Below are 24,036 nucleotides of genomic sequence, written 5' to 3'. Positions count from 1 at the left end.
TCAATTATTAAACACACAATGAAACGCATAACAACTGCCTTATTTCTTCTTGTAGCATCTGGGGTATTTGCCCAAACAGAGAAGACAATCACAGGAAAAATTCATGATCAAGAAAATCATCCTCTAGCAGGAGCAGAAATTTATGTTCCTTCATTAGACGAAACATTCTATACCAACGAGAACGGAGAGTATAGCATTGTTTTACCCGAAGGTAATCACGAACTAGAGGTGCAATATTTTGGATATAAATCGGTATACCAGACCGTAACAATTCTTGGGCAAGATGTAAGGGACATCAATTTTGTTTTGACCAAAGAAAATATCGAAAACCAAAATATCGACCTGAAAGGGACTACGATTACTGCAACACGCAATCGATCGAGCGAAGCCGAATTACTCAACATACAGCGCAAATCTGTAAATATTGTCACCAATATTGGTACGCAAGAATTAGATCGAAAAGGGGTGAGCGATGCCGCATCAGCTTTAACCAAAGTTGCAGGTGTATCTAAGCTAGAAGGAACCAACTCTATCTATGTACGTGGTTTGGGCGATCGCTACATTTCGACCACTTTAAACACCTTGCCTTTGCCATCGAACGATCCAGAGTACAAGAATATTGATTTGAGTTTTTTCAACACCGATATCATTGAGTATCTTTCAGTAGACAAAGTCTATTCGCCAAAAGTCTTGGGCGATTTCTCGGGTGCAGGCGTAGACATTGTTTCTAAAAATTATACCGACAAAGGAATGTTTCAGGTTTCGTTAGGAAGCAACTTCAACACGAATGCAGTGGGAAAATCCGACTTTATGTTACAGAACGGACCGAAAAAAACAGGTTTTTCTAACATAAAATTACCAAATGACCCGTTGAATTCTTACCAATTCCAAACGAAATTAAACCCTACCAAATCGCCTACAATCGGCCCTAATTTTGGCTTAACAGCAGGGAAATCTTTCCGCATCGGACACGAAGGAAGATTAGGGATTTTTGCTACTGCCGAGTTTGATAGCGACTATGATTACCGCGAAGGATTAGACCAAACAGTAAACGCTTCTACTGGCTTGGGAGCACGACTAAAATCATTCAATCCGCACAAAAAATATTCTTACAAAACCAACACAACGGGAATGTTTAATGCGAATTATAAAATCAATCAACATCATACCCTAAAATACAACTTCCTGTACATCAACTCTTCTGAGCAGTCTAGAGATTTGTATTATGGTTTTATTCGCGACTTGGCAGAAGATGATAATGGTTTGATTCAACGCAACACCTATATCCAAAATAAATTAATGGTGAATCAACTTTTAGGCAACAATAAGCTTAGCGAACGCATAGAGCTCGATTGGGCCTTAGGCTACAACAAAGTAGAAAGCGATTTACCAGATCGTACGCAAAACACAATGCGCTACGACAAAGAAACCAAAAATTACCACTTGGTACAAGTAACCACGACCGATAATCATCGCTATTTCCATAAACTAAACGAGGATAGCTATGTAGGAAACATTGGTATGACGTATCGCCTGAACGAGTCGGCCGATGGATTGGCAAAAGGCTTTGTTCGAGTTGGATACAATGGAAAGATTGTTCGTAGAGATTTCGAAGCAAGACAATTCAACTTCAGAATAATCTCATCTCAATTGGCAAACCCAGTAGACCCGAATAATTTAGATGCATTCTTTAACCAAACAAACTTTGATAACGGATATTTTTCTACCTCAACTTATAGCGGAACTTTGGCTCCACAAACCTATAACGGTGAGCAAGATTCGCATGCAGCATACGCAACATTAGAATATAATTTTACAGATCGTTTGAGTGCTTTGATTGGTGTTCGCTACGAGAATATTTTACAAAAAATCGATTGGCGCACACAGCTCGATGCCTCTGAAAAAACCAATGAACTAGCAAAGAATTACTTCTTGCCAAGTATCATATTGAAGTACATGTTGAATGATCGCCAAAATCTACGGTTTGCTGCGAGCAAAACCTACACGCTCCCACAATTCAAAGAAAGAGCCTTGTTTTTGTACGAAGATGTGACGCAAACCAAATACGGTAATCCATACTTATACCCATCACAAAACTATAATGTAGACCTGAAGTGGGAAATATTCCCGAATAAAGGCGAATTGATTTCGGTTTCTGCATTCGGAAAATACATCAAAGACCCGATCAACGAAGTAGTTATTGCCTCTTCTACCAATGATATTTCTTGGATCAATGGAGATTTTGGATATGTAGTTGGAGCAGAAGTAGAATTGAGAAAAAATCTTTTTGATTTTGGGATGGATGGAGGAAATACTTTATCGGCAGGCCTCAACGCGAGTTACATGAAAACAAATCAAGAAATCGATAAGGACAAAGTTTATCGCGAAACCAATGGCGTATATAATTTAAATCTTACCACTCCGAAAGCCAGCTTAGCAGGTGCATCTGATCTACTTTTGAACGCCGATATTTCTTATCTGAAAAAATGGAACAACGGCGGACAAGTGTTAGCTACGGTAGCTTATGCCTATTATTCGGATAGAATTTACGCCCTAAACAATGAACAAATGGGGAATTTGGTCGACAAAGGCTTCGGTACACTTGATTTTATATTACGCACCAAACTCAATCATAATATCGGAATTAACTTCAGCGCAAAAAATATCTTGAACCAGACTTTCAAACGAGTACAAGAAAATGCCAAAGAAGACATCACAGTAGTTTCGTATAAAAGCGGTGCAAACTTAGGTTTGTCTATAAACTATAATTTCTAAAAAAATAAACTTTAATAACTAATAAAATGAAAAAATCAGTTTTAAAATTATTAACCTTAGCTCTATTAACAGGAGCAGTTTCTACAACGACTATCTCATGTTCTAGTGATGATGATAATACAACCGTAATTCCAGAACCAGACAACTCATCAGACTTTGTTGTTAATCGTAACGACCTGAAAGGTGAAATCAAAAAAGGTGAAGTTGTTCTAGAATCAGGAACTTATAAATTAACCGGGAAGTTGATCGTACAAAACGGGGCTTCATTAAGAATAAAACCTGGGGTTATCATCGAAGCAACCGCTCCTTCATCTTCTACAGCATACGAAGAAGTTCGCTATATTTCTGTAGCACAAGGTGGTAAAATATTTGTAGAAGGAACAGCATCAAAACCAGTTGTAATGACAGCAGTAAACAAAACTGCAGGAAGCTGGGGAGGTTTAGTTCTAGCAGGTAAAGCACCTATCAATAAAGGAACAACTGCAACAACAGAAGTTGGTGGAGAATTACCATATGGTGGAACCGATGTAAACGACAACTCAGGTTCTATCGAATATTTACGTATAGAATACGCAGGTTTTGCATACAACAAAGAAAAAGAATTCAACGGACTTTCTTTCTTCGGTGTTGGTAAAGGTACAAAAGTGAAAAACGTACAAGTGTACGAAAGTTCTGATGACGGATTCGAGTGGTTCGGAGGAACCGTTGACGCCAGCAACTTGGTTGTAGTAAACTCTAACCCAGAGAATGTTGGTGATGATATGTTCGACTGGACAGAAGGATGGAACGGAAATGGTGAAAACTGGTACGGTAAAAAAACCAATGCAGGTAATCGCGGAATCGAAGCCGACAACAACTCGAGCAATCCTTCTGCTACACCAACCTCTGCTCCTAACCTGAAAAACGTAACCCTAATCGGTGCAGGAAAAGAAAGTAACGAAAAAGAATTCCAAGCACTAAAATTACGCGTAGGTACTCAAGGAATCATCGACAACTTGGTATTGAGCAACTGGGAAGTTGGTTTTGATGTACAACACGATGAAACACTTGCTTCAGTAGGAACAAAATTAAAAGCTACTAACGTGAAGTTTATTAACGTTACAAAAAAATCTACTGGTAAAAACTCTAACAATGAAGCGGTTGATGTTTCTAATGTATATACCGAAAACGAAAACGCAACTGGAGCTGGAAACGGAGTAAATACACCAGCTTGGGCACAAGGATGGACAATCGGATTATAATCCAGTTCCTTTAATCGCTCTTTTTTCCTCTAAAAATTAAACTGTGTTTAATAAGGTCGCCTGTCTCGGAGCAATCCAGCGGGCGATTTTTTTGTTATATATTTTTCTGATAATGTTTTTATATTACTCTAAAAGAAAGAAGAAGAGAAGTTACTACACACCAAAAATATCCCATTATTATGATAGGCAATTCGTTTGATCAGATTAACAACGTAGAATAGAAGAATTTTTCAGGGCAACTATTTAGAAATAGTCTATTCAAACATTATTTTGTACCTTTGTAACCGATAAATTTTTTAATTAAATATGGCACTTACACAAGAACAAATAAATTCTATGGGAGATGAGCTTGTATCCGTCTTCAAAACGATATATGACCCAGAAATTCCGGTTGATATTTACGAGCTTGGCCTTATTTACGATGCACATATAAACGAAGATGGCGAAGTAAAAGTTCTCATGACGCTAACCTCGCCAAACTGCCCTGTTGCAGAATCTTTACCTGCAGAAGTGGAAAGAGCCGTAGAAGAATTAGAGCCGGTTAGCAAATGCTATGTAGAAATCACATTCGATCCGCCATGGGATCGTGATATGATGAGCGACGAAGCTAAATTCGAGCTCGGAATGCTTTAATTTTATTGATTTTTTTAGTATACTTGTTATCATAAAAAAACTAACTATGGACTCTATTACCTTTTATTTTATTCTTATAATTATATTAGTAATTATAGGCTTAGGTATTTTCACCGTCAAACAACAAACAGCTGTAATTATCGAACGTTTTGGGAAATTCGAAAGTATCCGAAATTCTGGTTTACAATTCAAAATCCCATTTGTCGACAAAATCGCAGGACGCATTTCCCTTAAAATACAACAACTTGATGTCGTAGTAGAAACCAAAACCAAAGACGATGTATTTGTTCGACTAAAAATTTCGGTACAATACCAAGTAATTAGTAAACAAGTGTATGATGCATTCTATAAACTAGACAATCCATACACCCAAATTACGTCTTTTGTCTTTGACGTTGTTCGTGCAGAAGTACCAAAACTTCGCTTAGATGACGTTTTCGAGAAAAAAGACGATATTGCGATTGCCGTAAAAAGTGAATTACAAGAGGCTATGAATTCATATGGTTACGTAATTATCAAAACATTGGTAACCGATATCGATCCTGATGAGCAGGTGAAACATGCCATGAACAGAATTAACGCTGCCGAACGCGAAAAAATAGCAGCACAATACGAAGGAGATGCCCAGCGAATTCTGATTGTAGAAAAAGCCAAAGCAGAAGCAGAATCAAAACGTTTGCAAGGACAAGGAATTGCTGATCAACGAAGAGAGATTGCGCGAGGACTATTAGAATCAGTTGATGTACTCAATGGAGTTGGGATTACTTCACAAGAAGCTTCTGCACTTATCGTGGTTACCCAACATTATGATACGCTACAAGCAATAGGCGAAAAATCAGGAAGCAAACTAGTTCTTCTGCCCAACTCACCAACTGCAGCCAGTGAAATGCTCAATACAATGGTGACTTCTTTTACAGCAGCAAATGAACTAAGCAAAGACACACCTTCTACCCAATCACCTTAACAATAAGTAGGAAGTATTTTAAAAAAAATAAAAAGTATCAAGACACAAAAAACCGATTCGCACGAATCGGTTTTTTTAGTATCAACTTATTGTAGTGATAAATTGGTAAAACCTAATGATAGGCTATCTTAATTATCTATTTGCTTATATTGTTCATATTTCTTTTTTACCAAACGAAGAAAATAACTAATCGTAGTACTAAAAATACCGGTTGCAATCAAAGATAATCCAAACCAAACTACTGCTGCGTAACCAGCCAATATAGGATTAACCAACAAAACGATTCCTAAAACTAAACCAATAAGAGCAAAGAAAAGGGCAAATCCCCAATTTTTTACTCCGTAATTTTTCAGGTCGATAGAATAACCTATTCCAGATACAGAACGAAAAATCACTAAAAACCCAACATAGAAAGCAAGAACTTCTAAACTAAAGATTGGGTTACTTAGAAGGACTAGCCCAACAAAAACAGAAAGTAAGCCAAAGGCTAAACTCCATCCCCAATTGACCATTTCATTTCGGTTCGAGAATGCAAAAAACGACTCGAAAATTCCCGAAACAAGAAAAGTTACACTAAAAAAAGTTGCTAAAGCCGCATAGGACATCAGAGGATTGACAAAACACCAAATTCCGATAACGATGAATAAAATACCTGCGATTAATGGAACCCACCATTTTTTTACGGTAGACCGCATTGAATTTAAAAAATTATTTTCCATTTATACTATTTTGAAATTACTAGGTTTACTATACTTTTTGGGGTTATGTTTTGCATTTTCATGCAATAAAACAAATAAACTGCCAAAAAAACTACCTCAAATTACTCAAAAAACGATACTCAACAAAGCAATATCAGAAAAGATAATGTATTTTAGTAGCAATGTAGCAATAATTATAGTCATTACAAAATAAGAAGTATTATACCATGAAAAAACTATCTGTATTACTTTTCAATCTTGGAATTCTGATGAACTTAAATGCACAGAACTTTAAAGGGAAATACCCAACCACAGCAAAAGCAAACCATACTGATGAATATTTTGGTGAGAAAGTTGCCGACCCATATCGATGGTTAGAAGACGATCGTTCGCCTCAAACGAAAGCATGGGTAGAAGCCGAAAATAAAGTAACTTTTTCTTATCTCGACAAAATTCCGTTACGCAATGAGTTGAAAAAACAATTGACTGATATTTGGAATTACGAAAAGGTAGGAACACCTTTCAAAGAAGGAAGTTATACTTACTACTACAAAAACAATGGTTTACAACAGCATAGTGTATTGTACCGTAAAAAAGGTGAAAACGGAAAAGAGGAAGTTTTTCTTGACCCAAATACCTTCTCGAAAGATGGCTCTACTTCTTTGGCAGACGTTAGCTTCTCAAAAGATGGAAGCTTAGTTGCTTACTCTATTTCGGAGGGAGGCTCTGATTGGAGAAAAGTGATTGTTCTGAATACTGAAAACAAACAACAGATTGGAGAGACCTTGGTCGATGTGAAATTCTCTGGCATTGCCTGGAAAGGAAATCAAGGATTTTATTACTCGAGCTACGACAAACCAAAAGGATCTGAATTATCAGAAAAAACAGACCAACACAAAGTGTATTTCCATACACTAAACACCCCGCAAAAAGATGACAAATTAGTTTTCGGTGGAAAAGAAACACCTCGTCGTTACATTGGAGCATACCTTACCGATGATGAACGTTTCTTGGTAATTACTGCTGCAAACACCACAACAGGAAACGAATTGTACATTCAGGATTTGAATGCGCAAGATAATAAGTTTATACAGTTAGCTAAAGGTTTCGATCAAAACGCTACGGTTGTAGACAATGATGGAGATGTGCTATATATCCAAACCAACTACAAAGCGCCTAACAATCGCTTGGTAAAAACCAATTATACAACAACAGATAAAGAAAAATGGCAAGACGTCGTTGCAGAAACCGAAAATGTTTTATCGATTTCGACAGCTGGCAAATACTTCTTTGCACATTACCTGAAAGATGCCGTTACACAAATTCAGCAATTAGACAAAACAGGTAAAAAAGTGCGCGACATACTATTACCTGGTGTCGGGAGTGCTGGAGGTTTTAGTGGGAAAAAAGACGAAACAGAAGTGTATTACGTTTTTAGCAATTATATCACTCCGACAACGAGTTACAAATTCGATTTAGAAACAGGTAAATCAGAATTATACATTAAACCTGCAATCAAATTCAATCCAGAAAATTACGAATCGAAGCAAGTATTTTATTCATCAAAAGATGGGACCAAAGTTCCGATGATTATTACCTATAAAAAAGGATTAAAACTCGACGGAAAAAACCCTACTATTCTCTACGGTTATGGAGGGTTCAATATCAGTCTGACACCTTCTTTTAGCGTGACAACTGCTACTTGGATAGAAAATGGTGGAATTTATGCTGTTGCCAATCTACGTGGCGGAGGTGAATATGGAAAAAAATGGCACGACGGAGGGCGACAATTCAATAAATTAAATGTATTTGATGATTTTATCGCTGCCGCTCAATACCTACATAAAAACAAGTACACTTCACCAGAATATACCGCCCTTTCTGGAGGATCGAACGGAGGATTATTGGTTGGAGCTACGATGACAATCGATCCGAAAATTGCCAAAGTTGCCTTGCCAGCTGTTGGGGTTTTAGACATGCTTCGTTACCATACATTTACGGCAGGTGCAGGATGGGGATATGATTATGGTACTGCAGAAGACAGCAAAGAAATGTTTAATTATCTCAAAGCATATTCACCTGTACACAATGTGAAAAAAGGACAATGTTATCCTGCGACATTAGTTACTACAGGAGACCATGATGATCGTGTTGTTCCGGCACATTCGTACAAATTTGCTGCAGAGTTACAAGACAAACAAGGCTGTAAAAATCCTGTTCTTATCCGTATCGAGACCAAAGCAGGGCATGGTGCAGGAAGATCGACAGAAGTTATAATCAACGAAACAGCTGATAAATTTGCGTTTACGCTGTGGAATATGGGTATCAAAAATCTCAAAAAGAAATAATCATTTTTTTGAGATCAGCCCTTAAAATAGTAATCAATAAAAAAAAGGTAGTTAACTAAATTGGTTAACTACCTTTTTATAATTAGAAATAATTGCTTTATTAGTAGTAAGTATAACGTCTAACTTTAGCAACATACTTTGCTAGACGAATTACTTGGTGGCTATATCCGTACTCATTATCATACCAAACATATAACACTCCATTTCTACCATCGCTAGATACTAAAGTTGCATTACTATCGAAAATAGAAGGTGCCGACGTCCCGACAATGTCAGAAGACACCAATTCGTTGTTTAATGAATATTTAATTTGTTCTACCAGATTGCCTTCTAATGCAGCGTGACGAATAGCCTCATTTATATCATCTCGAGTTACATCCTTTCCAAATTCGATGTTGAGAACTGCTAACGATCCGTTTGGTACAGGAACACGAATAGCATTCGAGGTAAGTTTACCTTCTAGACTTGGCAATGCTTTTGATACTGCACTTCCTGCTCCGGTTTCTGTAATAACCATATTGAGAGCAGCCGCACGACCACGACGGTATTTTTTGTGCATATTATCTACTAAATTTTGATCATTGGTATACGCATGAATAGTTTCTAAATGACCTTTCACAACCCCAAGCTTCTCTTCTACTACAGCCAAAATAGGTGTAATCGCATTGGTAGTACAAGATGCAGCTGAAAATATGTTGACCTCGTCTGGAGAATAATCTTCATGATTTACACCGTATACAATATTGGGCACACCTTTTCCTGGAGCAGTAAGAATCACTTTCTCAGCACCTTTTGATTTCAAATGTCGGCTCAAAGCTTCTTCATCTTTGAAAGCGCCAGTATTATCAATAACCAAAACATTTTTGTAACCGTACGACGTGTAATCGATATCTTCTGGTTGGGCTGCTGAAATTAAATTTACAGTTGTTCCGTTGATAATTAATGCATTGTTTTCGTGATCTGCAATTACAGAACCATCGAAGTCTCCATGAACTGAATCATAACGTAATAGAGACGCTCTTTTTTCTATCAAAGTAGGATCATTTTTGTCACGTGTAACTATGGCACGTAAGCGCAATTGCTGTCCTTTTCCTACTTTCGACATTAATTCGCGAGCTAATAAACGTCCGATACGACCAAAACCATAAAGTACAACGTCACGCGGTTCGATATTTTCGATATCTTTCGCATCTTTCAATGATTCACGAACAAAGTCTTCTGCATTTTCGCTTCCGCTATTTTTGTACTCGTAAGTTAACTTTCCTAAATCTATTCTTGAGGGTGGCAAATCAATAGCATTAATAGCATTTGCAATCGCCAATGTATCTTCTATCGCTATAGGTTTGCCGATAAATTCACCCGCATACTCATGAAGATTGATAATTTCACTAACATTTTTATCAATTAATTGATTACGGAAAATTAATAGCTCTATTGACTTATCATACCATAAGTCGCTCACAGTCTTGATTAACTCTACCGTGTCTTTTCTAACCTTCGCTTGGTTGACTAACTGATCTTCGTACGAAACGTTTTGCCATGTTCTTTATTATTTATTTTATGTTTTGTTCTAGTTGCGCAAAGATAATGATTTATACTGTATTGTACGAAAATTGAAAAAACAAATCATCGTTCTTTCTCCTACCTAGAAAAATGATGAAATACTACTAGAATAGATATTTTACCATAAGATAATATTAACTACTCCACAAATATCTTCTTCCTGGATAGATTGTTGAAATATTATACATTTATTTTTTTTCTGCACAATGAAATCTATTTTCAACAAAATTTACCGAAATCCCTCAACTGATCAATTATTTTTTTTCTTATACCATCCACTATATTGATAGATTTCACCTTTCCTTAACAAAGAATTTCATACCTTTATCAGTATAAGTTAAACAGTTCAACTATAAAGAAAACTTATTAAGCTATCTATTTTTAATATTGTTTATCTATGAAAAAACAGCCAATCTAGCGTATATTTGCCTTAGATAAAATGAAATAAAGAATAGTATTAATCACAAAAACATTAGAAAGTATGTCATTAGTAGGAAAAAAAGCACCAAATTTTGTTGCACCAGCAGTTATCAACGGAGATGAGATTGTAGAAAATTTTAGCTTACCAATTGGTGAGAAAAATATCGTGTTATTCTTCTATCCAAAAGATTTCACTTTTGTTTGCCCAACAGAATTACATGCATTTCAATCTAAACTAGCAGAATTCGAAAAAAGAGATGCTGTAGTTATCGCTGCATCTTGCGACTCTGAAGAAACGCATTTAGCTTGGTTAACAACCGCAAAAGACAACGGTGGAATAGAAGGGGTTACGTATCCAGTTGTAGCTGATTTAGCAAAAACTATCGCAATGGATTACGGTGTTTTGGCAGGAGATTATGTGTACAATGAAGAAAGAGATGCCTTAGAATTTGAAGGATTGCCAGTTGCTTTCCGTGGTACTTTTATCATCGACAAAAACGGAGTTGTACGTCACGAAACCATCAACGATTTACCATTAGGTCGTAATATCGACGAGTATGTACGTTTATTAGACGCTATCTTACACGTAGAAAAATACGGAGAAGTTTGTCCTGCAAACTGGGAAGAAGGTAAAGAAGCTATGAATGCAACCAAAGAAGGTGTAGCAACTTATTTATCTAAAAACTAATCAATTACATTACACTTTATATAATAGAGTTTAACTAGCAGCTGTCTAAACTACAGAATGTAATATCAGAAGTTGTTTAGACGGCTTTTTTCAACTTTAAAAAAACAAATTAACCCAAAACATATGTCAGAATTAATTGAATTACAAGAAGATAATTTAGCACAACAAATAGCAGACAACGACTTAGTTGTGGTGCAATACGGTGCAGGATGGTGCGGAAACTGTCGTTTGGTAAAACCAAAATTCAAACGTATGGCAGCCGAAACACCCGACGCTAAATTTATCTATGTAGATGCAGAGAAATTTGTAGAATCTAGAAAATTAGCGGATGTTCCAAACTTACCAACCTTCGCTATCTTTAAGGGAGGTGAAAAGGTAGGACAAGTAACCGCATCGAAAATAGAAGCAATAAAAGAATTATACAATGAAGTTACCAGTATTTAAGAATTTGGCAAAAAATGTGTCGACAGAAGATTTAGAGGCTGCATTAGTAGTTCTAGAATCTTATGCAGAGTCACCAGCCGTAAAAGAAGATGAACAAGAAGCAATAGGTGAGATTATTTCTAATATTTGCGGCGCCATAGAAATGAAAGAAATGTTAAACAAAGGCATGGATGAGCGCGAAGCAGCCAATACTTTTATGCAACGTGTTATGGGATCAATTGATCGCTAAAATTATTCTCAGGATAAAGAGAGTAAAAAAGGAGGGAGTTGTGACATAGTCACAACTCCCTCCTTTTTTTATATAGTATTTGGATTATTATTTAGAAAACAAATTAAAGATATCATTTCCTAAGATAAAGACCATCAAACCTAGTAAAATAATTGCTCCGACCATTTGTGCTTTTTCCAACAATTTATCACTTGGTTTTCTCCCAGAAATCATCTCATACAATGCGAAAACAGCATGACCACCATCTAACGCAGGAATCGGCAATAGATTAATAAAAGCTAACCATGCTGAAATTACTGCAGTAAAATTCCAGAAGAAATCCCAATTCCATGTCGTTGGCATCTGCTTAACCATCCCGATTGGTCCTGCAACTTGCTTACGGCCTCCTTCTGTAGTTGCAACGGTTTTAAGTCCACGCATTTGAGTAAAAACAGAGCTGAAAGTTCTTGTCACTCCTTCTTTCAAGCTTCCGAAAACACCTAGATCTTGCTGATTAACCAATCCTTTTAGATACGTATTATCGGGAGTTGTTAGAATACCCAGTTTCCCTTTTTGGTCTACCTTTGCCATCAACTCGATTTCTTTACTATTTCTCATTACAGAAATCGTTACATTTTGTCCTTTGTATTTATTAATCCAATCGTTAAAATCTGCAAAAGTATGAATTGTTCTTCCGTCAATACCTGTTATTCGATCACCTTTTATAATTCCTGCATTTTCTGCATTCGAATTGGCTACTACACTATCTATAATAAAAGGAAAGTCTGGAGTATAGAAGCTTCCTTTGTACTCTAAAATTTTCTTACTAAATTCTTTTGTAATCGGTAGAGAAACCTCTTCACCGTTACGCAAAACCTCTAAGGATTTCCCACCCAACATCGATTCTTTGGCAATTTCTTGCAAGCTATTGTATTTTATATGGTCTACTCCAATTGGTATATCACCTTTTTTTAGACCTAGTTTTACTTGGGTAGAGTCTACCGTTAAACCATATTGCATTTTTTGCACATCGATATAGGTTTCTCCATTTTTCATTAACATTACCCAGAAAATAAGAATTGCCAATAAAATATTAACAATTATACCTCCGAGCATGATAATTAATCTTTGCCAAGCAGGTTTTGTCCTAAACTCCCACGGCTGTGGTTCTTGCTTCATTTGTTCGGTATCCATACTTTCGTCTATCATACCGGCCAATTTCACATACCCTCCTAATGGCAACCACCCAATTCCGTAGAGAGTATCGCCAATTTTCTTTTTCCAGATGGCAAACTTCACATCAAAGAAAACGAAAAAACGCTCTACACGAACACCAAAAATTCTAGCCGTAATATAATGACCATATTCGTGTAACATGACCAACAACATTAAGCTAAGCATTACCTGCGCTATCTGAATTATCATATTCTATTTTTCTAAATTTATTATTTTATAAAGGGTACAAAATTACGGATTTATTCTTCAGTTGAAGAATTATTTTTCCATTCGACTGATTCAATGAAGCGTTTTACATCCGATTGTATATATTGTATAGCAGGCGCTAGTGAATCGGGATTTGGTTTTGCCGAAAAGTAAACCGAGCCCGAAATGAAGTTTCGTACGCTATCGGTCACATGAAATTTGTAGTTAATTGCCGATTCTCCGCCCAACTCAAACAAGGTACCATATACCCGATGCTCTGGATAATGGAATTCTTGTGGAGAAATATAAGACGCTTTTACGGTTTGTTCTTGAACAAATTTTTCACTATCTTTTATCTTAGAGATTAAATCGGGCTTCGAAGTTATCGGAAAATAAGTGAGATACATATTCGCCTTCATACGCGGATAATGAATCGTTAATCTCGATGGATTATTCGGGTCCGAAATCACCTTTGCCCACCGAGAATAAGAAAATGTAAAATCTCTTGCCTGCTGATAATCGTTATAGCTTGCTTTGGGATACTCTAACCGGATTTGTCCTAAGGGTTTTGCTTGTTCATTTTGTTCGCAACTGCTAAAAAAAAATCCCAACCCTCCTGCAATTGAAATCATTAGCAGACTTGCTAACTTTTTTTGCTTTTTCATTCAACTATATTAAACCGTATTTTGCTAGAAAGGTAAATCGTCCTTTTCATCCTCTATTTCTTGTACGTTTTTCGTATCTAAACTACTACTTCTTGGTAAAGTTCCTGTACCTTGTGCATGATCACTTTTCGGTGTGAGGAACTCAATCGAGTTAGCCACAATTTCTGTAGTGTAGCGTGTTTGCCCATTATCATCCCATTTGCGAGTTTTTATTCTTCCTTCGACAAAAACTTTATCTCCTTTTTTTAGGTATTTTTCGCACAACTCTGCCAACTTATTTCGGGTTACAATATTATGCCACTCTGTTTCTGTGATTCGTTCACCAGCTCTCGAAGTGTAAGCTTCGGTGGTGGCAATCGGAAATCTGCCTATGCAATTGGTGTCATCAAAATAATGCACCTTTACGTCGTCACCCAAATTTCCTATTAAGATTACTTTATTCGTGGTTCCATTCATAACATTCTCTTTAAGGTTATAAACAAATTTAATCGAAAATTCTTAAATCCATAAACTTTTCAATAGGTTTGGGCAAGGCATATCGCTCGAGGTCTTGGTAGGATACAATTTCGGCTTTCCAAAAAGCTTTCAGATCCGACAAAGATTGTTCATTCACCTCTAATTCCCAAAATTTTATATGTAAGCGTTGATGCGATAAAAGATGAGTTTCTTCATACAAAAATCGACATTTATCATCATAATCCCTATGAAAAATAGGCACATCGTCGGCTTTTCTGCTTTCAACTTTTGGTAAGCTAAAAAGTTTTGCCCAAACATCTTTATCATCACGTTGCATAAGCAAAAAAAGATGTTGGTGATGAATATATATAAAATGTAAATATCTATTTTTGATGGTTATTTTTTTTAATTTGACTGGCAATTTATTTTGGACATTTTTCTGCAAAGCAAAACACGATTCGTTCAACGGACAAGCTTCACATTTATAATTTTGGGGAGTACAAATCATCGCACCTAAATCCATTACCGCTTGATTAAAATCGCCTGGACGTTCTCTATCGATGATCTCTTTCCCCAATGCAAAAAATTTCTTTTTAGTTGCAGGTTCAGTAATGTCATCATACAAACCAAAATATCGAGCAAAAACACGATACATATTCCCGTCGAGTGCAGGGGTTACTTCATTATAACAAATAGAAGCAATTGCCGATGCAGTATAATCACCAATGCCTTTTAGTTTTTTCAGATCTTGTGAATTATCTGGGAAAATACTATCTTCATGAAGATAAAGATATTTTGCGGTAGCATGCAAATTACGTGCTCTCGAATAATATCCTAATCCTTGCCACAGCTTAAGCACCTGATTTTCATCGGCTCTTGCCAACATCTCGAGTGTCGGGAAATGAGATATAAAACTCTCGTAATAGGCGATACCTTGTTGTACACGAGTTTGTTGTAGAATAATTTCTGAAAGCCAAATTTTATAGGGATCTTTTGTATTGCGCCAAGGTAGAATACGTTTATTATGATCGAACCAAGCCAAAATCAATAAGTTGGCATTTAATTTTTTGTCCAAATAACTTTTTTTTTAAAATTTACAATGCTTATATTTGCATCCGCTTTCAAATTTAAGAATAATAAAGAGTAATTATGACAAAGGCAGATATAGTAAACAATATTTCAAGTAAATTAGGTCTTGAGAAAGGAGATACGCAGCGAGTTATTGAGGCGTTTATGGACGAGGTGATCAAATCATTAGAAAACGGAGAAAATGTTTACCTGAGAGGTTTTGGTTCATTCACAATCAAGAAAAGAGCAGAAAAAACGGGGCGTAACATTACCAAAGGAACATCTATTATTATTCCTGCACACAATGTCCCAGGCTTCAAACCTGCCAAATCATTTGTAGAAAGCGTAAAAGCAAAAGTAAAAGTAGAAGATTAATTATAACATTATTAAATAAATTTTAGAAATATGCCAAGCGGAAAAAAACGTAAAAGACATAAGGTAGCGACTCATAAAAGAAAAAAACGTCGTCGTCTTAACAGACACAAAAAGAAAAAATAATCCATGTATTACAGGTGATATATTTTTAATCTTTTTGATTAGCACTTTTCATGTTAGCCAAACAGGAAAGTGCTTTTGTGTTTAATTAATAGAACATTATTTTTTGATGAATAAAGAATTAGTAATATCAACAGAGGGTCAAGATGTGCGCATTGCTGTCTTAGAAGATGGTCGATTAATGGAGCTTCATCAGGATTCCAGCAATCAAGGTTTTGCTGTTGGTGATATTTACTTGGGGAAAATCAAAAAATTGGCACCAAGTCTCAACGCATGTTTTGTAGATATTGGGTATTCTAAAGATGCCTTTTTACATTACCATGATTTGGGACCACAAATTCGTTCGTCTTTCAAGTTTTCTCGTTTGTCGATGAAGAACAAGCACCAAACACATTGGTTGAAGCACTTCAAGACTGAGAAAGATATCAACAAAGACGGCTCTATTGCAGATGTTTTTCAGCCCGGAGATTCGGTAATGGTTCAAATTACCAAAGAGCCGATACACTCCAAAGGTCCTAGAATTACTTCAGAAATTTCTATTGCTGGTCGTTATATAGTTTTAGTTCCGTTCTCTAATAGAGTTTCTATTTCACAGAAAATAAAAAACAAAGAAGAGCGCGAACGTTTGCTAGGGATTTTAGAAGCGATAAAGCCAGAAGGATTTGGTGTAATTATCCGAACAGTTGCCGAAGAAAAAAACACAGAAGAGTTGCAAGATGACTTGAATTATTTACTCAATAAGTGGAAAGTAGTCCATCGAAACTTGGTAAAGAACACTGCTCCTGCACTGATTCTAGATGAGATGGATCGTGCATCTTCTATTCTTCGAGATAATTTCAATGATGATTTCATCAAGATTTCGGTGGATGATGAATCTTTGTACAACGATATGCGCGATTACCTAAAATATATTGCGCCCGATAAAATAAAAATCGTAAAACTATACGAAGATCCTATCGTTCCTATATTCGAGAAGTATAACATCGAGCGGCAAATAAAGCTAGCTTTTGGCAGAACGGTAACCATCCCACAATCGAAAGGAGCTTATCTGGTTATCGAACATACTGAAGCTTTACATGTTATTGATGTGAACTCTGGTAACATCTCCAGAAACTCTAGAAACCAAGAAGACTCTGCTTTCACTGTGAACAAAGTTGCAGCAACCGAAATTGCTAGACAACTGAAACTAAGAGATATGGGAGGTATTGTTGTTATCGACTTTATTGACATGACTTCTGCCGAGCATAAGAAACAACTTTTTGAACATTTACGTTCAGAAATGCAAAAAGACAAAGCCAAACACAAAATTCTACCCCCAAGTAGATTTGGTTTAATTCAGATAACTCGACAAAGGGTGCGTCCTGAACTGAATTATACCACAACCGAAGAAAACCCCAATCACGATGACGAAATTGAAGCGCCTATTGTATTGATCGATAGAATCAATCAAACTCTTCAAGGCATCGTTGACCGAAAAGACAAAGATCTAAGCAAGATGTCGTTACATGTACACCCATTTGTAGCTGCTTATCTAAAACAAGGAATTCCAAGCATACAAATGAAATGGTTTATGAGATACAAAAAATGGATAAAAATCGTCCCAAGAGACGCCTATAAGTATTTGCAATTCAACTTCTTAGACCTCAACAAAAACACCCTTTACAACGAGTCAAATTAAGCAACAAAAAAATCTACTCTAGGAGTAGATTTTTTTTATTAATATCGATAAAAAGTAAGTTTTCTGTAGAGAAATATTATTTTTCGGGTTGTAAGTATAGATCGAAATAGTCGGTAATTTTCTGCATCAAATGCACTCTATCTTTGCCGCGCACATTATGTTCGTGTCCTGGATACACGAAATAATCTATTTGCACTCCGTTACTTACAGCTTCGCGAAGAAAATCTATCGAATGTTGCCAAACCACCACCGGATCTTGCGCTCCGTGAATCATCATCAATTTACCTTTGAGATCTTTGGCTCGGTTGAGCAAGTTGTTTTCTTTGTATCCTTCTGGATTGTCTTGAGGCGATTCCATGTAGCGTTCTGTATACATAATTTCATATTGCGTCCAATCGAGAACCGGACCTCCAGCAACGCCAACTTTAAAAACCTCTGGCTTTCTCAACATGAAAGATGTTGTCATAAAACCCCCATAGCTCCAACCATGAATTCCCATCCTTTCGGCATCTACATATGGCAATGAACGCAAGTACTCTACACCTTTCATCTGATCATTCATTTCTACAGTAGCTAATTTTCGGTGGATTGCTTGCTCAAACTTCAGCCCCCTGTTTGATGATCCGCGACCGTCCATTGTGAAAACAATATAACCTTTATCGGCCAAGACATCATACCATAGATTTCCGCTTGCTGGGAAGCGATTCGTAATCAATTGTGCATGCGGTCCATTGTATAAATACACAATTACTGGATATTTTTTAGTAGGATTAAAATCGGTCGGATAAATAATTTTCCCGTATAAATCGGTTCCATCATCAGCTTTTAGAGTAAGGTTTTCTACTTTTGCAGTCTGATAATTTTCCAAAGGATTTTTGGCTGTCAATAAATTTTGAGTCGATTTTCCATCGGTAGAAAGTAAATCAATTTTACGAGGCGTGGTTTCATTGGTCCAAACATCCAACACATAATTTCCTGATTTTGATGCTAAAACTGTATGAGTTCCAGGGTTTTTAGAGATTTTTCTCAATTTTCCGTTTTCCCAGTTCACGGCATACAGTTGTTTTTCTTTGGGAGAATCTTTGGTTGTTGTAATTAACAATTCTTTTCGTTTCGGATTATTTCCTACAATTTCATTTACCAACCAGTTGCCTTTTGTAATAGCATTCAACAATTTCCCTTCTCTGTTATATCGATACAAATGCATAAAACCGTCTCTTTGCGACCACCAAACAAACTCATCTTTTTTCCCTGGCAAAAAATACAATTCGTGCTGTGGTTCTACATATTTATCATCTTTTTCCTCGAACAATGTTCTTATTTTCTTTCCGCTTGCTACATCATATTCGTTGAGCTGGAGATGTTTTTGATTGCGTGATAAAAGGGCGATAAAAATAGATTTCTCATCAGGCGACCAAGTTACTGAAGTGAGATAATGATCGATTTCGGGTTGGGTTTGAAGAAAGATTGTTTTGCCCGTTTTGGGTTGATAAACTCCCAAAGTTACGGTATGATTTTTTGTGCCCGAAAAAGGATATTTGATGTTTTTATTCACTGCAGGTTGTACCGACCAGTCAACAATCGGATAATCGGTTACAACTGTCTGATCCATTTTATAAAACGCCAAATAATTTCCCATTGGCGAAAAGAACAAACCATGATTGATCCCAAATTCGTTCTGATGAACCGACTTTCCGTTTACAACTTCGTACTTGCCATCTTTTGTAATCTGATGTATTTTACCTGTTTCATCATACAAAAACACATTATTATCAAGCACATAAGCGAGTTGTTTGTTGTGTGCATCTATAGTAGCATCTTCAGCTTTTTCTGGTAGTTGCATCCATTGGGTAATCTGTCCATTTTTTTTGATCCAATGATAAGTTCTCGCGTTGGTAAAATAAGCCTCCTCTTCATTCACCCATTGAAAATAAGGCAAACGGTTCTGCTCGAATTGTGTACTACGAAAAAGTGTATCTATTTTCTGATTAGTTGCTGAACGCTCTACAAGTGCCTCGCCATACGAAGTTTTCACACTTAGCGTATAGCGATCTTGTGAAGGCTTCCAGCCGAGTTGGGATAGATTTTCTATTCGTAAATTACTTCCTAAACCCAAAACTGCATCGGCCATGCTTAGGTTTTTCTTTTGCCCAAAAACAGCCGAACTTACTAAAAATGCTATTGTAAGATAGGGGATATTTTTCATGTATATTCTATGTTTTATTTAAAATGATTTTCCAAAGCTTCGATATTCTTTCTATCACTTCCGATAAAAATCGATTGTCCATCAACAATTACAGGACGTTTGAGAAAAGTATAATCGGATAAAATATAACCTTTATAATCTTGCTCGTTAAGTGTTTTATCTTTCAGCCCTAAAGTTTTATACTTTTGTGCTCTTCGCGAAAATAATGCCTCATAACTTTTGGCTAATTTTTGTAAATCGTCCACTTCTTTTTTGGTTAATGGTTCTGATTTTATTTCTCTCATCTCGAATCCGTCTGTCGGTATTGTATCTAGAATTCGTTTACAAGTAGAACAAGTCTTCAGATAAAATATTTTTTTCATACAAGCCTTTTTCCAATTCAATTGGGTAAAGATAAAGAAGTTTGACTGGTTTCTGTGCTGATTTTGATATTTTCCTGATCGAATGATTATCTTTACCACATGGAAAGAAAGGAAACAATACGGCTCAATAAGTTTATTAGTGATAGTGGTTATTGTTCTCGCCGAGAAGCTGATCAATATATAGAAAACAGACAAGTATACGTTAATGGTCGAATTGCAAAAGTTGGACAACATGTGCAATTACATGATCAGGTAGTGGTGAACAATATCGAAATAAAACCCAGAGACAAAGAAATGGCCATATACATTGCCCTTAATAAACCCGTTGGCATCACATGCACTACCGACCCGAATGATCCTACCAATATCATCGATTTTCTGAGTTTTGGTGAGCGTATTTTTCCGATTGGCCGCTTAGATAAAGACTCGCAAGGATTGATTCTTTTGACTAGCGATGGAGATATTGTGAACAAAATTCTTCGGGCTGGCAATAAGCACGAGAAAGAATACATCGTTACTGTCGACAAACCGATTACAGATGATTTCTGTACCAAAATGGAAAATGGAGTTCCTATTCTTGGTGTGAATACAAAAAAATGTACGGTTGAAAAATTAAACACAAATACCTTTAAGATAATTCTAATTCAAGGTTTGAACAGACAAATCCGTAGAATGTGCGAATATTTCGATTATCGAGTTACAAAACTCGAGCGTACCCGAATTATGAATATTGATTTGAATGTTCCGATTGGTCAGTACCGAGATCTGACGAAAGAAGAGCTAATGGAACTGAAGCGTCTAACGGCTCAATCGGAACAACATGAAAAAGCAAAGGCTAACAAGAAGACTGCTAAAAAAAAGTCGACAACTAAAAAAACCGTTCTAGAAAAAGATACAACACCAAAAAAGAGAATAACCAGAAAACCAAAATCCCAACCACGCATAGGGAAAAGTAAACCGCCCGAAAAGCCAAAACGTAAAAGACGTTATTAGTTGTTTTTGGTTGTAGCTCTGGCTGAAAATATTTTTCAAATAATTTAATATCTTCGTACTTAAATATATTTCAAATCAATTAACATGAGAAAACTATTCTATTCTCTTCTCTTCTTATCGCTGAGCATCGGCAATTTGTTTGCGCAAGAGAATTTACCGTACCAACAACCTCCTATCGAAATTTTACAATTAGCAGATGCTAATCTTCCTCCTTCGGTATATGCAGACAGAAAAGGTGAAAATGCTTTTTTCTTCTACCGAAACCGCTACAAATCAATTGCTGAATTATCAGAAATCGAAATGCGTTTAGGAGGACTTCGCATCAACCCGAAAACCAATATCAATAGTAGACAATCGTACTTTGATCATTTAAGCGCTTATAACCTAAAAACAGGTAAAGAGCAAGAGATAAAAGGATTGCCAAGCAATGGAAAATTTGCCAATGTAATCTGGAATCGCAATCAGACTAAAATAGCTTTCACCAACACCACCGAAAATGGTGTAGAACTTTGGGTAGTGGATGTAAAAAGCAATCAAGCTAAAAAACTAACCAAAGATAATTTAAATGCAAATTTGGGTCGACCATTTACTTGGTTAGAAGATGGAGAAAGCTTTTTAGTGAACGTTTTACCATCGGATAGAAAAGGGCTTATCGATACCAAAGAAGCCGTTCCTACTGGTCCTACGATTTCTGTAAGCGATGGAAAAGAAGCACAAAACAGAACCTACCAAGATTTGTTACAAAACAAAAACGACGAGTTCAATTTCGAACAATTAACTCGCTCTGAACTATATCTGGTTACGACCGATGGTACGACTACCAAATGGAAAGATGCAGGAATGTATGTTTGGAGTAGTGTTTCGCCAGACGGGAACTTTATATCGATAACCGAAATGAAAAAACCTTTTTCGTACATTGTCCCGTATAACCGTTTTCCGCAAACCACAACTGTCTATGACAAAACAGGAAAGGAAGTAAAAATCATAGCCGAAAAACCGTTAGAAGAAGATAGACCAAAAGGCTTTATGTCTACCTCAAAAGGTGTACGGAGTCTTTCTTGGCGTGCAGATCATCCGGCAACTTTGGTTTGGGCAGAAGCTTTAGACGAAGGAAATGCAGAGAAAAAAGTAGATTATCGCGATGCTATTTATCAGCTATCGGCTCCTTTCGACGGAGAGAAAAAACTGATTCTAAAAACCGTTGATCGTTTTTCGGGTATTACTTGGGGGAATGACCAAATAGCAATAGCGTATGACAACTGGTGGAACACTCGAAATACCAGTAATTACCTTTTCAATCCATCGGACAATACACAAGAACCAAAACGTTTTTTCAGCCGTAATTATCAAGACGCTTACAATAATCCAGGAAGTTTTGTGACGATTGACAACCAATTTGGTAGACAACAATTATTCATCAACAATCAAAAACTAATGTTAGAAGGTGAAGGAATTTCTGCCGAAGGCATTATGCCTTTTATTGATGAGTTTGATCTGAAAACCATGAAAACTAAACGTATTTGGCGTGCTGCTAAAAGTGATAAACTCGAAACAATTGTCAATGTATTAGATCCTAAAAAAGGAATTGTTTTAGAAAGAATTCAATCCAAAACAGAATTCCCAAACTTATACATTAGAAACATCTTCAAACCTAAACAAAAGCCAAAGGCAGTAACCTTTCATAAAAACCCTTTCGAAGCGATGAATGGCGTTCATAAAGAAGTTATCACCTATAAACGAGAAGATGGGGTAGAATTATCAGGTACACTTTATCTTCCGCCAAATTACGACAGAAAGAAAAAAGAAAAACTACCGATGCTAATGTGGGCTTACCCCAGAGAATTTAAAGATCCAGCAACGGCAGGGCAAGTGACTACCTCACCCAATCAGTTTACATACCCGTCATACGGTACACCAATACTTTGGGCAATGCGCGGTTATGTTGTGTTGGATGATGCAGCATTCCCGATTATTGGTGAAGGAAACGAAGAACCCAATGATACTTTCGTAAAGCAATTGGTAGGAAATGCAAAAGCAGCCATCGATGCTGTAGATAAATTAGGCTATATAGACCGAACAAGAGTAGGTGTTGGAGGGCATTCTTACGGAGCTTTCATGACGGCAAATCTTTTAACCCACTCTGATTTGTTTGCAGCAGGAATTGCTCGTTCTGGAGCCTATAACCGCACCTTAACACCTTTTGGTTTCCAATCGGAAGAACGAAATTACTGGGAAGCACCAGAGGTTTACAATACCATGTCACCGTTCCAGAATGCAAACAAAATGAAGACTCCTCTTTTGCTGATTCATGGTGAGGCGGACAACAACTCTGGAACTTTCCCGATGCAATCTGAGCGCTATTTCAATGCGTTGAAAGGTTTAGGGGCAACCGCTCGTTACGTGGTCTTGCCAAAAGAGTCTCACGGGTATTCGGCCAGAGAATCTGTTCTACACATGCTTTGGGAACAAGATCAATGGTTAGAAAAATACGTAAAAAACAAAGGTCAAGAAACCAAAGAAGAAAAGAAATAATTTTTTTGGGGATATTGGACACAAAAAGCTAAGCCGAATTGGGTTAGCTTTTTTTTATATTTTGGGATAAAAACAAATGTAACATATCTTACCATGCATCAAACAAACTAATAAATAGCGGGATACAATAGAAATAATACATCACCAAAAAATTCCCGTAACTTTGTATAAATTATA

At 36.6% G+C, this 24,036-nt stretch carries 19 protein-coding genes and 1 pseudogene; 12 read left to right on the top strand and 8 right to left on the bottom strand.

The window, feature by feature from the left end; all coding sequences use genetic code 11:
- Nucleotides 1-18 precede the first annotated feature (18 nt).
- The 4 genes from HMPREF2660_RS04130 (at nt 19) to HMPREF2660_RS04115 (ending at nt 5,613) form a co-directional block, all read left to right on the top strand.
- Complete coding sequence (locus HMPREF2660_RS04130; protein WP_070485713.1) at nt 19-2,775, top strand: TonB-dependent receptor; 2,757 nt, start codon at nt 19-21, stop codon at nt 2,773-2,775.
- 26 nt (nt 2,776-2,801) lie between these two features.
- Nucleotides 2,802-4,016, top strand: a complete 1,215-nt coding sequence (locus HMPREF2660_RS04125) for a hypothetical protein (protein WP_070485711.1) — start codon at nt 2,802-2,804, stop codon at nt 4,014-4,016.
- A gap of 306 nt (nt 4,017-4,322) precedes the next feature.
- Nucleotides 4,323-4,649 (top strand): DUF59 domain-containing protein, encoded by a 327-nt coding sequence (locus tag HMPREF2660_RS04120; protein WP_013598269.1) that lies wholly within the window; start codon nt 4,323-4,325, stop codon nt 4,647-4,649.
- A 46-nt stretch (nt 4,650-4,695) separates the two neighbouring features.
- Nucleotides 4,696-5,613 (top strand): SPFH domain-containing protein, encoded by a 918-nt coding sequence (locus HMPREF2660_RS04115; RefSeq protein WP_013598268.1) that lies wholly within the window; start codon nt 4,696-4,698, stop codon nt 5,611-5,613.
- A 128-nt stretch (nt 5,614-5,741) separates the two neighbouring features.
- Here HMPREF2660_RS04115 and HMPREF2660_RS04110 read toward each other — a convergent pair whose 3' ends face one another.
- Nucleotides 5,742-6,332, bottom strand: a complete 591-nt coding sequence (locus tag HMPREF2660_RS04110) for an HdeD family acid-resistance protein (RefSeq protein ID WP_070485708.1) — start codon at nt 6,330-6,332, stop codon at nt 5,742-5,744.
- Between the two features lie 206 nt (nt 6,333-6,538).
- Here HMPREF2660_RS04110 and HMPREF2660_RS04105 point away from each other — a divergent pair, with 206 nt between their 5' ends.
- On the top strand, nt 6,539-8,659 hold the full coding sequence (locus tag HMPREF2660_RS04105; RefSeq protein WP_141743542.1) for a prolyl oligopeptidase family serine peptidase: 2,121 nt from the start codon (nt 6,539-6,541) through the stop codon (nt 8,657-8,659).
- Between the two features lie 100 nt (nt 8,660-8,759).
- On the opposite strand, the pseudogene HMPREF2660_RS04100 reads toward HMPREF2660_RS04105, so the two are convergent.
- Nucleotides 8,760-10,196, bottom strand: a pseudogene (locus HMPREF2660_RS04100) (glyceraldehyde-3-phosphate dehydrogenase); the annotation flags it as partial.
- Nucleotides 10,197-10,703: 507 nt separating this feature from the next.
- Between HMPREF2660_RS04100 and HMPREF2660_RS04095 the strand changes: the two are divergent.
- The 3 genes from HMPREF2660_RS04095 (at nt 10,704) to HMPREF2660_RS04085 (ending at nt 12,003) form a co-directional block, all read left to right on the top strand.
- Nucleotides 10,704-11,330, top strand: coding sequence for a peroxiredoxin (locus HMPREF2660_RS04095; protein ID WP_013598264.1), 627 nt, complete (start codon nt 10,704-10,706; stop codon nt 11,328-11,330).
- A gap of 123 nt (nt 11,331-11,453) precedes the next feature.
- On the top strand, nt 11,454-11,774 hold the full coding sequence (locus HMPREF2660_RS04090) for a thioredoxin family protein (RefSeq protein ID WP_013598263.1): 321 nt from the start codon (nt 11,454-11,456) through the stop codon (nt 11,772-11,774).
- Complete coding sequence (locus tag HMPREF2660_RS04085) at nt 11,755-12,003, top strand: DUF6952 family protein (protein WP_013598262.1); 249 nt, start codon at nt 11,755-11,757, stop codon at nt 12,001-12,003. The genes HMPREF2660_RS04090 and HMPREF2660_RS04085 overlap by 20 nt, the downstream gene beginning before the upstream one ends.
- 87 nt (nt 12,004-12,090) lie before the next feature.
- Here HMPREF2660_RS04085 and rseP read toward each other — a convergent pair whose 3' ends face one another.
- From rseP to mutY, 4 genes are read right to left on the bottom strand one after another with little or no spacing between them, the layout of a single operon-like run.
- Nucleotides 12,091-13,407, bottom strand: coding sequence for an RIP metalloprotease RseP (gene rseP, locus HMPREF2660_RS04080; protein WP_013598261.1), 1,317 nt, complete (start codon nt 13,405-13,407; stop codon nt 12,091-12,093).
- 50 nt (nt 13,408-13,457) lie between these two features.
- The gene (locus tag HMPREF2660_RS04075) at nt 13,458-14,069 is read right to left on the bottom strand and encodes a gliding motility lipoprotein GldD (RefSeq protein ID WP_083299055.1); all 612 of its coding nucleotides are present in this window, start codon (nt 14,067-14,069) and stop codon (nt 13,458-13,460) included.
- Nucleotides 14,070-14,093: 24 nt separating this feature from the next.
- On the bottom strand, nt 14,094-14,525 hold the full coding sequence (locus HMPREF2660_RS04070) for a single-stranded DNA-binding protein (protein WP_013598259.1): 432 nt from the start codon (nt 14,523-14,525) through the stop codon (nt 14,094-14,096).
- A 28-nt stretch (nt 14,526-14,553) separates the two neighbouring features.
- Nucleotides 14,554-15,600 carry an A/G-specific adenine glycosylase gene (gene mutY, locus HMPREF2660_RS04065; RefSeq protein ID WP_070485706.1) on the bottom strand — a complete coding sequence of 349 codons (1,047 nt, stop codon included), beginning with the start codon at nt 15,598-15,600 and terminating at the stop codon, nt 14,554-14,556.
- Between the two features lie 74 nt (nt 15,601-15,674).
- On the opposite strand from mutY, the gene HMPREF2660_RS04060 reads away from it, so the two are divergent.
- Nucleotides 15,675-15,968: an HU family DNA-binding protein gene (locus HMPREF2660_RS04060; RefSeq protein ID WP_013598257.1), complete on the top strand. Its 294-nt coding sequence runs from the start codon at nt 15,675-15,677 to the stop codon at nt 15,966-15,968.
- A 229-nt stretch (nt 15,969-16,197) separates the two neighbouring features.
- Complete coding sequence (locus HMPREF2660_RS04055) at nt 16,198-17,766, top strand: Rne/Rng family ribonuclease (protein ID WP_070485704.1); 1,569 nt, start codon at nt 16,198-16,200, stop codon at nt 17,764-17,766.
- 76 nt (nt 17,767-17,842) lie between these two features.
- On the opposite strand, the gene HMPREF2660_RS04050 is transcribed toward HMPREF2660_RS04055, so the two are convergent.
- Together HMPREF2660_RS04050 and HMPREF2660_RS04045 are read right to left on the bottom strand one after the other, a co-directional pair.
- Nucleotides 17,843-19,972, bottom strand: coding sequence for a S9 family peptidase (locus HMPREF2660_RS04050; RefSeq protein WP_070485702.1), 2,130 nt, complete (start codon nt 19,970-19,972; stop codon nt 17,843-17,845).
- Between the two features lie 14 nt (nt 19,973-19,986).
- Complete coding sequence (locus HMPREF2660_RS04045) at nt 19,987-20,334, bottom strand: arsenate reductase family protein (RefSeq protein WP_070485701.1); 348 nt, start codon at nt 20,332-20,334, stop codon at nt 19,987-19,989.
- Between the two features lie 99 nt (nt 20,335-20,433).
- Between HMPREF2660_RS04045 and rluF the strand changes: the two genes are divergently transcribed.
- Together rluF and HMPREF2660_RS04035 are read left to right on the top strand one after the other, a co-directional pair.
- Complete coding sequence (gene rluF / locus HMPREF2660_RS04040; protein ID WP_013598253.1) at nt 20,434-21,327, top strand: 23S rRNA pseudouridine(2604) synthase RluF; 894 nt, start codon at nt 20,434-20,436, stop codon at nt 21,325-21,327.
- Between the two features lie 84 nt (nt 21,328-21,411).
- Nucleotides 21,412-23,859, top strand: coding sequence for an alpha/beta hydrolase family protein (locus HMPREF2660_RS04035; RefSeq protein ID WP_070485699.1), 2,448 nt, complete (start codon nt 21,412-21,414; stop codon nt 23,857-23,859).
- Nucleotides 23,860-24,036 lie beyond the last annotated feature (177 nt).

The organism is Weeksella sp. HMSC059D05 (genome assembly GCF_001809725.1).
GTDB lineage: Bacteria > Bacteroidota > Bacteroidia > Flavobacteriales > Weeksellaceae > Weeksella > Weeksella virosa.
Note: the sequence above shows the minus strand (reverse complement) of the source record. Positions and strands in the feature narration are given on the sequence as shown.

Excerpts from the sequence above, each read along its gene's own strand:
- HMPREF2660_RS04130 (WP_070485713.1), top strand. The coding sequence starts at position 19 with ATGAAACGCATAACAACTGCCTTATTTCTTCTTGTAGCATCTGGGGTA.
- HMPREF2660_RS04125 (WP_070485711.1), top strand. The coding sequence starts at position 2,802 with ATGAAAAAATCAGTTTTAAAATTATTAACCTTAGCTCTATTAACAGGA.
- HMPREF2660_RS04120 (WP_013598269.1), top strand. The coding sequence starts at position 4,323 with ATGGCACTTACACAAGAACAAATAAATTCTATGGGAGATGAGCTTGTA.
- HMPREF2660_RS04115 (WP_013598268.1), top strand. The coding sequence starts at position 4,696 with ATGGACTCTATTACCTTTTATTTTATTCTTATAATTATATTAGTAATT.
- HMPREF2660_RS04110 (WP_070485708.1), bottom strand. The coding sequence starts at position 6,332 with ATGGAAAATAATTTTTTAAATTCAATGCGGTCTACCGTAAAAAAATGG.
- HMPREF2660_RS04105 (WP_141743542.1), top strand. The coding sequence starts at position 6,539 with ATGAAAAAACTATCTGTATTACTTTTCAATCTTGGAATTCTGATGAAC.
- HMPREF2660_RS04095 (WP_013598264.1), top strand. The coding sequence starts at position 10,704 with ATGTCATTAGTAGGAAAAAAAGCACCAAATTTTGTTGCACCAGCAGTT.
- HMPREF2660_RS04090 (WP_013598263.1), top strand. The coding sequence starts at position 11,454 with ATGTCAGAATTAATTGAATTACAAGAAGATAATTTAGCACAACAAATA.
- HMPREF2660_RS04085 (WP_013598262.1), top strand. The coding sequence starts at position 11,755 with ATGAAGTTACCAGTATTTAAGAATTTGGCAAAAAATGTGTCGACAGAA.
- rseP (WP_013598261.1), bottom strand. The coding sequence starts at position 13,407 with ATGATAATTCAGATAGCGCAGGTAATGCTTAGCTTAATGTTGTTGGTC.
- HMPREF2660_RS04075 (WP_083299055.1), bottom strand. The coding sequence starts at position 14,069 with ATGAAAAAGCAAAAAAAGTTAGCAAGTCTGCTAATGATTTCAATTGCA.
- HMPREF2660_RS04070 (WP_013598259.1), bottom strand. The coding sequence starts at position 14,525 with ATGAATGGAACCACGAATAAAGTAATCTTAATAGGAAATTTGGGTGAC.
- HMPREF2660_RS04060 (WP_013598257.1), top strand. The coding sequence starts at position 15,675 with ATGACAAAGGCAGATATAGTAAACAATATTTCAAGTAAATTAGGTCTT.
- HMPREF2660_RS04055 (WP_070485704.1), top strand. The coding sequence starts at position 16,198 with ATGAATAAAGAATTAGTAATATCAACAGAGGGTCAAGATGTGCGCATT.
- HMPREF2660_RS04050 (WP_070485702.1), bottom strand. The coding sequence starts at position 19,972 with ATGAAAAATATCCCCTATCTTACAATAGCATTTTTAGTAAGTTCGGCT.
- HMPREF2660_RS04045 (WP_070485701.1), bottom strand. The coding sequence starts at position 20,334 with ATGAAAAAAATATTTTATCTGAAGACTTGTTCTACTTGTAAACGAATT.
- rluF (WP_013598253.1), top strand. The coding sequence starts at position 20,434 with ATGGAAAGAAAGGAAACAATACGGCTCAATAAGTTTATTAGTGATAGT.
- HMPREF2660_RS04035 (WP_070485699.1), top strand. The coding sequence starts at position 21,412 with ATGAGAAAACTATTCTATTCTCTTCTCTTCTTATCGCTGAGCATCGGC.